Raw genomic sequence first — 10,662 nt, 5'->3', positions numbered from 1 at the left:
TGGAGAGCTGGGTCGAGAGCGCCTGGCTGGCGATCGACTTCGCCTGGCTGACCAGCTTCTGGATCGAGGTGATGCCCTGGTTGGCGGCCTGGATCGACTGGATGCCGTTGGACACGCCGTCGAGGAGCGTGTTCAGGCTCGAGGAGCGGGCGTCGAGGGCCTGGGAGGTGAAGAAGTTGGTCGGGTTGTCGAGGGCGGAGTTGACCGTCTTGCCGGTCGCGAGCCGGTTCTGGGTGGTCGACATCAGCTGGGCGGTGTCCTGCAGCGAGAGCAGGTTCTGGCGCGTCGCGGCCGACAGAGTGATCGAAGACATGATTTGCTATCTTTCTGAGTCAACACGCCGCTTCTGCGGCAATCCCATGAGCAATAATGACGATGTTCGATCAAGCTCAATCTAGAAACAATTCAGAAATTGAATTAACAAAGTAAACAGGTCAATAACGAGTGCCAATATATTAATTTTTCTCCTGGTAGAATGTGCGCTGCATTGATCGACCAGTGGTTGATATTTTGCAGCCTGAGCCGGGGCAAGCGCAATGAAACCAACCCTACGTGAAGTCAGCAGCGCCTGTGAGCTATGTGGATTTGCTGCATCAGGTAGATGCTCACTCGGCGGACCGCTCAGCCGCGATATGGGACGGCATTCGTTTAGCTGCCGTCGGAAAAGCCAGAGCCGCCTCGCCGAAAGCCGGATCAAGCATTCTTCTTGCTCGGTGCCTGGATGTGAGGCGGTCACTGAAGGTAATGAGTGGCCTTCGACAGTTGGGATATTTGAGACCAAGACCAAAGAGCGAAGCCTGGTTTGCTGCAGCTGTCGCTCAAAAGCAGACCAGCGGGAATGCACCCACAGCGGTCACCCGAGCATCCTGTTGAGGTTCAGGTGTAGGCGACCGGCAGCTCCCCAACCTGGGTCGTGTAGCGCGGCGTGCGCATCTCGAACTTGGTGTTCCAGTCACGCCGGCTCACCAGCCCGGCCCGCGCCGGCACGACGGCGCCCCGGCCCCAGCGCGCGTTGCACGCGTCCATCGCCGCCATCAGCGGGCCCGAGCGCTCGCGGTCCAGCGCACCGATCAGCGCTCGCGGGCTGTGCGACAGGGGCACGAGGTCGTTCGTGACGATCCCGGCCTTCGAGTATTGCCACGGCCGCTCGCCTGGATCGCGCCAGGTCCGCGCCACCCCGTGCCGCGCTGCCCGGATCAGCGCCAGCGTGTCCGATGAGTGCTCCGGCAGTTGCACGGTGGTCGAGACCGAGCGCATCGGCTCGCCCCGGTCGTGCTCGCTCGTGTGGTAGAAGACCGTGACGTGGTCGGTGCCCAGCCCCTCGCGCCGCAGCTTCTCCCCGAGCCGCGTGGCGTGCGCCGCCACCGCCTCCTCAAGCACCGCCCGCTCGGTGATCCGGCTCGAGAACGAGCGCGTCACCGCGCAGCCCTTCCGCCGCGCCGGCACCATCTCCAGCGGCAGGCAAGCGACCCCGCGCAGCTCGTAGATGATCCGTTCGCCGACCACGGTCAGGCCCTTGCGCACCGGCCGCGGGTCGAGGTCTCGCAGATCCGCCACGCTCTCGACGCCCATCGCCTGAAGCTTGGCGAGCGAGGCCCGGCCGATGCCCCAGACCTCGCCGACGTCGATCCGGCACAGCCAGTGCGCGTAGGCCGCAGGGTCCGTCAGGTCGCAGACGCCGCCCAGCACCGGAACGCTCTTGGCAATGTGGTTGGCGAGCTTGGCCAGCGTCTTGGTCGGGCCGATGCCGACGCAGGTCGGGATCCCGGTCCAGGCCCGCACCGTGGCGCGCAGGTCGCGCGCGAGCTCGACCCGCAAGCCCGGCGCCACGTCCGACAGGTTCAGGAAGCTCTCGTCGATGGAGTAGATCTCCACCTGCGGGCTGAACTGCCGGTAGACCGCGTTGGTCCGCCCCGACATGTCGCCGTAGAGGGTGTAGTTCGACGAGAACACCCGCACGCCTCGGCGACGGCACAGGTCGCGGATCTTGAAGTACGGGTCGCCCATCCTGATGCCGAGCGCCTTGGCCTCGCTGGTGCGGGCGATGGCGCAGCCGTCGTTGTTCGAGAGCACGATCACCGGGACAGTGGCGAGCTTCGGGTCGAACACGCGCTCGCACGCGCAGTAGAAGCTGTTGCCGTCGATCAGCGCCACGGCGCGGCCGCCGCCGATCCGGTCGCGCGGCCGGGCCTCGGGGGTGCTCACGACAGCTGCCCGCGGGCGACGTGCCAGCGGATCGAGAAGCGGACCACGCCCCAGATCGCGCCGTCGCCGAACTCGTCGACCGCGAAGGCCGGCAGGTCCGGGTTGCAGAAGGCGAGGCGGGCGACGTTGCCGTCGATCACGAGGCGCTTGCAGCTCATCTGGCCGTCGATCGCCGCGACCACGATGCTGCCGTGGCCCGCCGTGAGGCTGCGGTCGACGCAGGCGAGATCGCGGTCGTAGATGCCGGCGCCCTCCATGGACGAGCCACTGATCCGCCACAGGAAGGTGGCGGGCGGGTTCGGCACGAGCCAGCGTGGCAGCTCGAGCGCGCCCTCCATGAAGTCGTCGGCCGGCGACGGGAAGCCGGCGCACAGGGCCTGGCCGATCAGCGGCACACGGACGGCGTCCCGGCTGTGGATCAGCAGCTCGTCGATGTGGTGAGCTGTCATGAAGCTCAGCCCGCGCAGATGCGGCCGCGCGCGTAACCATGGGAGATCAGACGCCCACGGTCGGCGACCCGTCCCTCCGCGGCGTCGAGGTCCGCAAGCGCATCCGCGATCGCATGCACCAGAGCCGTCCAGCCGTCGCGATGTGCGGCCTGGTAGTAGTGGAGCGCGATGGCTTCCGCCTCGGTGAGACGAAACTCCACAGGTGGCTCATGCGGGACAGCGTGCATCGCGTTTCGATTCCCTTCTAGAACAGAATGAGAACAAAGCGCAGAGGTGATCGCGGTTCAATCGCCGGATTGGCGGCGGCTCGGATAGCCGTGGATCTCTGTGGAAGGCATCCGGAAAGACCAATGTTGTCTGGGCCTTGGCGCTACCGAGACCGAGCGGGGGACAAGACGACGATGGCGATGAAGACGGCGTTCGCGGTGCAGCCCCTCGAGCTTCACCGGACGCGGCTCCGGCCGGCGCGGCAGGAGCCGGCGAAGACCGGGAGTGGGGCGGTCAAGAAGGCCGAGAACCTGGCGAAGCGGATGCCGGGCGCGGCGGCGCTGAAGGTCGTGGCCGACGACGAGACTGGTGAGCTGGAAGGCGTCACGATCCTCGGTCAATGGGGCGAGATTCCTCACGCTTTCGCCGAGAGCCAGCATGGCTGATCGTCAGCAGCTTACCGTACCGCCAATCGTCAGGCCGGCTGCTCACACACCCGACTGATCTTCGACTGGCAGCAACAAGACCGCGACTTTCGCTTCGGAGGAGAACTCGATTGCAAGGCGCGGCTCGCTCACGCGCACCGTCCGCTACCGCTATCAACCTGACATGACGCTTGGGTAAGATTTTAGCTATGAGGTTGCGCTTCGAGTTAAGCGACGTCGCTCTAAAGTTGCATTTATGCGGAGGACGACGATGACGCGGCTCAATTTTGACAAGGCCTGGGCTCTCGTGCTGCTCGGTACAGCACTGGCTGCTGGCACATTCACAACTGCGATTATTCGTCTAATCCAATCATTGAATTAGAGGAAATCGCTACAAGGTTACCTTGGCCGCCGTTTTGAGGCGCGCTTTGCAGGAATGACAGGCGCCAAGCCTAGATCAGGCCGCCCGAAGACGGCGCGGTCAGCGTCTTGCCCGCCCGGGTCACCAGCTTCGAGAACGCCAGCGCGGCGGCCGACGCTTGCGCCTCGGACGGGAAGGTGCGGTCCGACTCCATCACCGTCAGATGCGTCGCGTCGAGGAGCACCCAGGTCCAGAGATGGCGGCCGGTGGATCGGATCTCGAAATGCATGGATGGCTCGGTATGCGAGTGGACATACCGGCACCTTGCGCTCGGAAAAGGCCCGGGGCGTTAAGGGTTTGCCTGGCGCAACATCCTGCGCCGGCTCACATCGCAGTTGCCCCCGACATCCTCGCAGATCACAGGCGGGATCAGCCGCGCCCCTTGGCCGCGAACTCCCAGACCGGAGGGCCCCAAGTCTGCCCGGGCTTCGTCCGGTAGCCGGAGAAGCGGTGGAACACGATCCGGTCCGGCTCGACGCCGACCACCGAGCTGTCGTTGACCATCAGCGCGCCGGCATACTCCACGCGCAGGAATCCGTGCTCCGAATGGACGCCGAACAGCTGCGGCGCCGGCCAGCCGAGCCGGTGCGCCTCGGCGCCGTGCTGGTCGAGGAAGATGAGCGCGTTCGCGCGCATCGCGGCCCGTTGCTGCCGCTGAGCGGGCGCGCGAGAAAAAAGCCCGCGCCGGCGGACCGGGCGGGCTTCTCGGGTCGGGCACCGAAAGGGAGGAAGTTCAGCCAAACCAGAGACTGAGGGTAGGCCGGACGCGGAGAAAGGAAAGCCCTCTGCCGGCGGTACTGCAGAGAGCGATGGCGCGGCGCCCATCAAGGCAAATCGAACCACCCAACGTCGCAAGCGTTCACGCCTCGCAACAACGGAGAGCACGACATGAAGGTGATCTCAGCGACCGTCCTTGGCTTGGCGCTACTCAGCGGAGCCGCTCCGGCCTTCGCACAGCCCTACGGCGGTCGCGACTACGGCTACGATCGCGGCGACTACGGCCCCCGTGACCGAGGCTACGGAGATCGCGGCTACGGCGACCGTGACCGCCGCGATTACGATCGGGACTATGACCGAGGCTCGCGCGGCGGGCGCGGCGACTACGCGTTCAACGAGGAAGAGTATCTGCGCTGCAATCCGGACGTGCGCCGGGCGGTCATCGGCCGAGCGATCAAGTCCGGTCTGGAACACTACCGCAAGGTCGGGATGGCCGAAGGCCGGAAGTTGACCTGCAATTAGGGCGCGTCTGAAAAGCCGAGTAGACTGTGAGAGAGCCCCGCGCGGCAATGCCGGCGGGGCTGAACAAGGCGCACGCAGCTTTTGGCGCTGAGCGGCTACTTGCTGCTGCCGCCGCCACCGCCGCCCTGGGGAACGGCGCGCTCAGGCTGATTGGCATTCCCGGAAGACGACGAGCTGTTGGAAATCGTGTCGGCCGGCTGCCCGGTCGGCGAAGCCGTCACGGCGCCGTTGCTACCGGTCGTGCTGTTCTGCGGCGCGACGACGCCCGAAGTGCCGGGTGCGGAGGGCGCAACAGGAGCTGCCGCGGGAGCCTGTGCATAGGCCCCGCCTGCGAGGAAGCTGAAGACGGCGGCGGCTGCGAGAACGCGATGGCGCATGAAAACCTTCCTTTGGGTTGAAGGCTGACAAACGCGCTCGCGTGAGAGTTGGTTCAGTATCTACGAAGCGAAGGCAGTCTGGAAAAAGCCCCGCGCGGCGGTGCCGGCGGGGCTGAAGGTTTGGGTCTCGGGCTGCCGCCACCGTAACGGCAGAACGCGAGCCGCAACCCCTCATTTGAGGCTCGAGCGTCACGAAAAGTCGCCCCGGCCGGAGCAGGGCAGTTCGAGGTGATCTCGCTGGGGGAGTGTCGAGACCCGGTCGACACGCGGGATGGCGGCGCGGTTCGGGCGCCGATCCGACTCACCGGCCCGCCAGCCCGATCTTCGCCAGCACGATGCCCCCGAAGGCCAGCAGCGCCGCCGAGGCCAGCCCCCAGCCGATCTTGCGCAGGTCCCGCACCTGCCCGGCGACCTCGGCCAGCCCCTTGGCCGCCTCCGCCTTCGCTCCGTCCACCGCCTTGTCGATCCGCCGCTCGATCTCGTCCCGCGCCACGAACAGCTCGATGTCGCGCCGGTAGGCCACGCCCTCGAGCTTCTCGTCCATGCGGTCGAGCTTGCCCCCGAGTGCGTCCATCTGGCGGCCGGTCGCCTCGACGCGCTCGATCAGGCGCCCGATCCATTCGGGCAGGTGATCCATCATGGTCCCGGTCCTTCGCTCGACGCGACCCGGCCGCGCCGTCCGGGCCCGGGGCGGTGTCTCGTCCGCCATCGCTGCGCGCCAGCTGCCCCGGGGCTTAGCCCTTCGACCCGACCACCTGCGGCACGATCTTGTCGACCGAGCGCGCCAGCATGTAGGCGCCGATGCCGACGGTGAGCAGCGACCACAGCTCGGCCGGCACGCCCTTGAGCGCCGCCACCACCTCCACCTGCAGGCCTATCATCGGCGAGATCACGCCCACCCAGGTGATCATCGCCAGCGCCCACAGCACGGTGATCGGCCGGGCGTTGCGCGCCAGCGGGCTGTTGGATGCGGCATCGGCCTTCATCACCTCGGCCATTGCGCGGCCGAGATCGGCCTGCTGCTCGATCAGGGCGCGCTGCAGCTCCAGCTGCACCTGCAGGCGCTGGCCCGCGTCGGGCAGCACCTTCTCCAGGATCGGGCCGAGCGCGCCGAGCAGCGTCGGGAGAAGCGCGAGGAACCCCATGGTCAGGCACCCTTCTGCATGTTGAGGCGGATGGCGTCGCGCAGGCGCAGCCACCAGGATTCCGACGCCGCCTCGGCCGTGCCGGTCATCGGCGCGAGCGGGTCGGGCCTCGCCGGCGCGGCGGGTGCCGGTCCCTCCGGCGCCCGAACCGGTGCGGGATCGCCCCGGCGGGCGTAGACGGGGCCGTAGGCGGACAGTGCCGCCTGGTCCCGCTCGCCCTGTCGGCGCGCGCGGATCGCGGCAGGCCGGTCCCACAGCAGGAAGGCTTCCACCGCCCGCAGCAGGTCGCCGGCATTGGCCAGCCGCACGACGCTAGACTGCGCGAAGTTCGGCGCGCCGATGTTGAAGCACAGCGAGCAACAGGCGTCGAAGAACGGCTGCGGCATCGGCTTGGCGAGGGCGGCGCGCACGGACGCGACGTAGGGCCCGAGATCGGCGGCGAGGAGCATGTCCGCCTCGGCCTGGGTGAGGGTCATACCGTCGGTCACGGTCGGCGGCCCGGCGGCGCTGATGTGGCCGCGGCCGATCGTCCAGACGCCGACGCTGTCGCGGTAGGCGCGCAGCCGGCAGCCTTCGCGCGCCGCCAGGGCCGCGCGTCCGAGCGATGAGAGGTCCATGGAAGACTCCTGTCCAGGCGCGGCCGCGCCCAACAGCAGGGCCCGGACTTCAGAGTTGGATGAGAACCGCGACCCTATCGGCCGCTGGGCGCGATCACGGCAGCTGTCGTGCCCCGAAGACGGAATCGGCCGCCGCCACGTAGCCGTCGGCGCCGGTGAACCGCACGAACACCTCGACGGTGTCCTTCGCCGCCAGCTTCAGGACCGTGGCGAGGTTGACCGCGCTGACGCCGTCGACCAGCGCGCCGGTGGCTGCGGCGCGCCCGCGCCCGGCAGCCGCTCCGTTGCGGTAGAACTGCACCTCCAGCGCGATCGGGGCGCTCGACCCGTTCCGCTTGTAGGTCAGCGAGACGGTGAACGCGTGCAAGCCTGCCTCGGCGGCCACGAACCGGTTCCTGGACGCGTCGAACGCGCCCTGCTCGTTGCTGTCGGCAGTGTTGAACTGGACCTTCGTCCAGGCGTTCGCCGCGACGTAGTTGTCGAAGTTGGTGGACGCGGCGGCCTTGGCGAAGTTGTTGAGCCGCACCCACGACGCACCGGTGTGCCACTTCAGGGCCGTCGCCGTGCTGTCCGCGTAGATCTGGCCCTGCGCGCCGCCCGCGGGCTCCGCGGAGAGCGGCTGCAACTCCAGCGCGCCGTTGCCGCGGACCTTCACCACCGACCGGCGGGTGGTCGTGCCCGGCGCCGTGGTCTGGACATCCAGGCAGGTGCCCTGCGCCGTCGCCGTGAGATCCTCCTCGGCCACGCCGAGCAGCGCGACGGCGTCGGCCGTGTAGGCGCCTCCGGTGTGGTGGCCGGCCCCGAACAGGCCGAGGAGTGTGTCGGCGGCCTTGATCGGCAGCGGCGCGCCCGGCGCGCCCCGCGCGGCCCGGGCGCGGCAGTTGGCGACGGGCCCGCGTTTACCCGCCGCATCGCCCCCGTAGGCGTCGAGTTGCACGGCGGGCTTCGCTCCGAGACCCTGAACGTGCACCGGCGCGCCCGGTTCGGTTACCCCCGACAGGCCGAGATAGCCCGTCGCGGCCGCGACCGTCATGGCCGTCCGGAAGGCGGTGCCGTCCGGGCTCGTCTTCACGGTCAGGTCGTCGCTCCCGAGCGTGCCGAACAGGACCCGGCTCGCGTAACCGGTCTGGAGCACGAGGCCGGCGTCGTTGGCCGCGGCCTTCTTGTTGAGGGTCAGCCGCATGTTGCCGGCGCCCGGGGTGAGCTCGTCCCAGGAGAGCAGCGCGGCCTCGGACTTCACCGCCAGGCGGTTGGTGGTGTCGGCGGCGGTGTTGACGCCCAGGGCCGGCACGCCGCCCTTCAGGTCGCCCGCAGACACGGCCGGGTGGCCGCCGGGCGTGACGCCGTCATGGACGACGAGGCGCCAGTTCGTGGTGTCGACGACGAACTCGCCCGGCCTGCCGACGAAGGTCGCGAGGAACGACCACGCGTCCCGTAGCCACTGCGTGCGCACGCTCATGACGAGGCGAGCCCCAGATCGAGGAAATTCGGGTAGGGGTCGGAGGCGAGGCCGAAATCGTCGCTCCGCGTGGCGGCCTGCGAGGCGAGCCCCAGATCCGGGCCGCTGCCGACGGCGAGCGTCTCGGCGACCGGACCGAACCTCCCTGAGCCGATCGGCGTCACCGTGTAGGGCGTGCAGGTCGCGAGGTCCTGGGCCGCGCCGCCGAAGATGTTGAACGCCTGCAGCTTCACGGTGAGCGGCGTGCCGATGTAGGCCGCCGGCACGCTGTAGCGGAATACCGCCTCGTCGAGCCGGGTGAAGGCCGTCCCGGCCGGGTGCGCGCCGGCCGGCGAGCCGGAGAGCCCGCGCTCCAGAGAGGTCAGGGCGTAGACGTGCGGCGCGGTGAGCGTCGCGGTGGCGAAGGACACCAGTTCCTGGCCGACCAGGGCGAGGGTGACGCCGTCCCGCGCGTCGGCCTCGCTCACCGAGGCGAGCGTGCCGCCGGACCGGCCGAGATCGACCGCGAGCGTGCTGGTGCGGTCGGGGTTGGGCCCGGCCGGCGCGGGCAGGTCCGCGGCGAGCACGCCCTGGCGGGCCGCGTCCGTGATCGTGCCGATCTCGACGAAGCTGGCGCCGTCGCGCGAGACCCAGACGTTTGCCCCGCCCCAGTACGGGTCGGCGTTCGCCCCCGAGGCCGCGATCCAGACCTGCGGCACGCCCGACGTCAGTGCGGCGGGCGGCTCGAAGATGAGCGGATCGTTGACCGGCGCGGGCGCCCGGTCGCGGTCGACCGCCGATCCGGTCGCGCCGACCGCCGGGTAGGCCGCCGCGGTCGCGGTCCCGCGCGGGAACTCCTCGGCCGTGACGGTGAGGAGCCCGTCCTCGTCCTCCTCGATCGCCGTGATGCGCACTGGCGTCCGGGCGAGCCCGAGCCCCGGGTCCGTCAGGGTCACGACGTCCATCGGCTCCAGGAGGCAGAACTCCCAGGACAGGCGGAACGTGTAGGTGTTGCGGATGTAGAGGGCCCGCTGCAGGGCGAGCTGCGCCACGAGCCGACCGATCGAGAGCGCGCAGATCTCGCGGGCGGTGATCGTGCCTCCGACCTTCAGGCCGTAGCGCTCGATCGCGCCCTGGTCGCGCGCCTCGACCGCGGTCGCGGTGTAGCCGTGGCTCCGGTCGGAGCACTCGACGCGCTGGACGTTGGGCAGCCCGTAGGGATCGCTGCGCGCGACCCGCACCGGATCGTCACCCTCGGCGGCCAGGACGTCGTCGTCGGTGAGGTCGTAGACCGGCGCGACGTCGGGCACGTAAGTGATGCGGGCGCCGCTGAGCGTCACCCCGGTCACGACCTGGTCGCCGTAGGGGACGATCCTGAGCCGCGCGCCCGACCACACCGCCGCGCTGTTGGTCAGCCGCAGCCACCGCGCCAGGATCGCATTGGCGGTCTCGGCGTCGGTGAGCGCCGGGCTCAGCCCGAGGCCGAGGGCCGCGCAGTAGGTCTGGTAGGACGCGTCGCCCGAGGCGCCGAACAGGGCCGCGCCGCTCAGCGCCGAGGCCGGCAGGCCGACGCCGTACTGCGCGTTGGTCAGGAAGTCCGAGATCAACGCGGCCGGATCGGCATCCTGCCCCAGCGGCCCCGCGGTGCCGGCGAGCCGCCCGACGACCTCGAAGGCGATGGACGAGATCGTCGCGCTGGAGCCCAGGTCGAAGTCGGGCGAGGCGAGGTAGGCGGTGCCGTTGTAGGGCAGCGCGGCGGCCGGGTAGCGCGCCAGCGCCGGCCCCCAGGGCTGCTGCGGCGTGTCGCCGGGGATGAGGCTGAGGAAGTTGGTCGGGAACGGCGTGACCGACTGGCCGCTGAACACCTCGCCAATGCCCTGGACCGGTCCCTCGGCCAGGCCGAACATGATCCAGGTCGAGTAGGTGTAGCCGGTGACGCCGTGACGGCCGCCGCCCTTGCCGCCCGCCGTCTTGCCGCGCTGGGCGTGCGTCTGGAAGCCGTCGGACCAGATGATGTTCGGGGCGATGCGGTTGGTACCGTAGACAATCGGGATCGGCAACGCGCTCGAGGCGGTCTGGACCTGCAGGCCGGTGTAGTCCGGCCGGACGGTGCGCTTCTTGCCGCCGAACAGGCTCATG

General features: G+C 69.2%; 14 protein-coding genes. 2 read left to right on the top strand and 12 right to left on the bottom strand.

Translation table 11 applies throughout. The features are described 5' to 3' along the window. The 4 genes from ACLBXO_RS28590 to ACLBXO_RS28575 all read right to left on the bottom strand — a co-directional run. Positions 1-313 (bottom strand): flagellin N-terminal helical domain-containing protein (locus ACLBXO_RS28590; RefSeq protein ID WP_447687521.1); only part of this gene is annotated, 313 nt, incomplete at its 3' end. A 563-nt stretch (positions 314-876) separates the two neighbouring features. Beyond that, positions 877-2,205, bottom strand: a complete 1,329-nt coding sequence (locus ACLBXO_RS28585; protein ID WP_447687520.1) for a Y-family DNA polymerase — start codon at positions 2,203-2,205, stop codon at positions 877-879. Further along, a complete protein-coding gene (locus ACLBXO_RS28580; protein WP_331312623.1) occupies positions 2,202-2,654 on the bottom strand; it encodes a LexA family protein in 453 nt (150 codons plus the stop codon). The genes ACLBXO_RS28585 and ACLBXO_RS28580 overlap by 4 nt, the downstream gene beginning before the upstream one ends. Before the next feature lie 5 nt (positions 2,655-2,659). Further along, positions 2,660-2,854 carry a hypothetical protein gene (locus ACLBXO_RS28575; protein ID WP_331312622.1) on the bottom strand — a complete coding sequence of 65 codons (195 nt, stop codon included), beginning with the start codon at positions 2,852-2,854 and terminating at the stop codon, positions 2,660-2,662. A gap of 201 nt (positions 2,855-3,055) precedes the next feature. Between ACLBXO_RS28575 and ACLBXO_RS28570 the strand changes: the two genes are divergently transcribed. Then, complete coding sequence (locus ACLBXO_RS28570) at positions 3,056-3,307, top strand: hypothetical protein (RefSeq protein WP_447687519.1); 252 nt, start codon at positions 3,056-3,058, stop codon at positions 3,305-3,307. Between the two features lie 431 nt (positions 3,308-3,738). Here ACLBXO_RS28570 and ACLBXO_RS28565 read toward each other — a convergent pair whose 3' ends face one another. Together ACLBXO_RS28565 and ACLBXO_RS28560 are read right to left on the bottom strand one after the other, a co-directional pair. Next, positions 3,739-3,936, bottom strand: coding sequence for a hypothetical protein (locus ACLBXO_RS28565; protein ID WP_331312620.1), 198 nt, complete (start codon positions 3,934-3,936; stop codon positions 3,739-3,741). Between the two features lie 140 nt (positions 3,937-4,076). After that, on the bottom strand, positions 4,077-4,343 hold the full coding sequence (locus tag ACLBXO_RS28560; RefSeq protein ID WP_447687518.1) for a hypothetical protein: 267 nt from the start codon (positions 4,341-4,343) through the stop codon (positions 4,077-4,079). Between the two features lie 252 nt (positions 4,344-4,595). On the opposite strand from ACLBXO_RS28560, the gene ACLBXO_RS28555 reads away from it, so the two are divergent. After that, complete coding sequence (locus tag ACLBXO_RS28555) at positions 4,596-4,946, top strand: hypothetical protein (RefSeq protein ID WP_287090588.1); 351 nt, start codon at positions 4,596-4,598, stop codon at positions 4,944-4,946. A gap of 95 nt (positions 4,947-5,041) precedes the next feature. Here ACLBXO_RS28555 and ACLBXO_RS28550 read toward each other — a convergent pair whose 3' ends face one another. The 6 genes from ACLBXO_RS28550 to ACLBXO_RS28525 all read right to left on the bottom strand — a co-directional run bounded on the left by ACLBXO_RS28550 (position 5,042) and on the right by ACLBXO_RS28525 (position 10,661). Further along, entirely contained in the window at positions 5,042-5,323 is a 282-nt protein-coding gene (locus ACLBXO_RS28550; RefSeq protein WP_447687517.1) for a hypothetical protein, read from the bottom strand. A gap of 301 nt (positions 5,324-5,624) precedes the next feature. Further along, positions 5,625-5,963 carry a hypothetical protein gene (locus ACLBXO_RS28545; protein ID WP_447687516.1) on the bottom strand — a complete coding sequence of 113 codons (339 nt, stop codon included), beginning with the start codon at positions 5,961-5,963 and terminating at the stop codon, positions 5,625-5,627. A gap of 94 nt (positions 5,964-6,057) precedes the next feature. Next, entirely contained in the window at positions 6,058-6,468 is a 411-nt protein-coding gene (locus tag ACLBXO_RS28540) for a 3TM-type holin (RefSeq protein WP_447687515.1), read from the bottom strand. 2 nt (positions 6,469-6,470) lie between these two features. Next, entirely contained in the window at positions 6,471-7,085 is a 615-nt protein-coding gene (locus tag ACLBXO_RS28535; protein ID WP_447687514.1) for a lysozyme, read from the bottom strand. 94 nt (positions 7,086-7,179) lie between these two features. Further along, a complete protein-coding gene (locus ACLBXO_RS28530; RefSeq protein WP_447687513.1) occupies positions 7,180-8,544 on the bottom strand; it encodes a hyaluronate lyase N-terminal domain-containing protein in 1,365 nt (454 codons plus the stop codon). Further along, entirely contained in the window at positions 8,541-10,661 is a 2,121-nt protein-coding gene (locus tag ACLBXO_RS28525; protein ID WP_447687512.1) for a phage tail protein, read from the bottom strand. The genes ACLBXO_RS28530 and ACLBXO_RS28525 overlap by 4 nt, the downstream gene beginning before the upstream one ends. Between the last annotated feature and the right edge of the window lies 1 nt (position 10,662).

This window comes from Methylobacterium sp. C33D (assembly GCF_053345825.1).
The sequence above is the reverse complement of the archived record's forward strand: the minus strand, read 5'-3'. Positions and strand labels throughout refer to the sequence as shown.

Excerpts from the sequence above, each read along its gene's own strand:
- ACLBXO_RS28550 (WP_447687517.1), bottom strand. The coding sequence starts at position 5,323 with ATGCGCCATCGCGTTCTCGCAGCCGCCGCCGTCTTCAGCTTCCTCGCA.
- ACLBXO_RS28530 (WP_447687513.1), bottom strand. The coding sequence starts at position 8,544 with ATGAGCGTGCGCACGCAGTGGCTACGGGACGCGTGGTCGTTCCTCGCG.
- ACLBXO_RS28525 (WP_447687512.1), bottom strand. The coding sequence starts at position 10,661 with ATGAGCCTGTTCGGCGGCAAGAAGCGCACCGTCCGGCCGGACTACACC.
- ACLBXO_RS28580 (WP_331312623.1), bottom strand. The coding sequence starts at position 2,654 with ATGACAGCTCACCACATCGACGAGCTGCTGATCCACAGCCGGGACGCC.
- ACLBXO_RS28560 (WP_447687518.1), bottom strand. The coding sequence starts at position 4,343 with ATGCGCGCGAACGCGCTCATCTTCCTCGACCAGCACGGCGCCGAGGCG.
- ACLBXO_RS28545 (WP_447687516.1), bottom strand. The coding sequence starts at position 5,963 with ATGATGGATCACCTGCCCGAATGGATCGGGCGCCTGATCGAGCGCGTC.
- ACLBXO_RS28565 (WP_331312620.1), bottom strand. The coding sequence starts at position 3,936 with ATGCATTTCGAGATCCGATCCACCGGCCGCCATCTCTGGACCTGGGTG.
- ACLBXO_RS28555 (WP_287090588.1), top strand. The coding sequence starts at position 4,596 with ATGAAGGTGATCTCAGCGACCGTCCTTGGCTTGGCGCTACTCAGCGGA.
- ACLBXO_RS28570 (WP_447687519.1), top strand. The coding sequence starts at position 3,056 with ATGGCGATGAAGACGGCGTTCGCGGTGCAGCCCCTCGAGCTTCACCGG.
- ACLBXO_RS28540 (WP_447687515.1), bottom strand. The coding sequence starts at position 6,468 with ATGGGGTTCCTCGCGCTTCTCCCGACGCTGCTCGGCGCGCTCGGCCCG.
- ACLBXO_RS28535 (WP_447687514.1), bottom strand. The coding sequence starts at position 7,085 with ATGGACCTCTCATCGCTCGGACGCGCGGCCCTGGCGGCGCGCGAAGGC.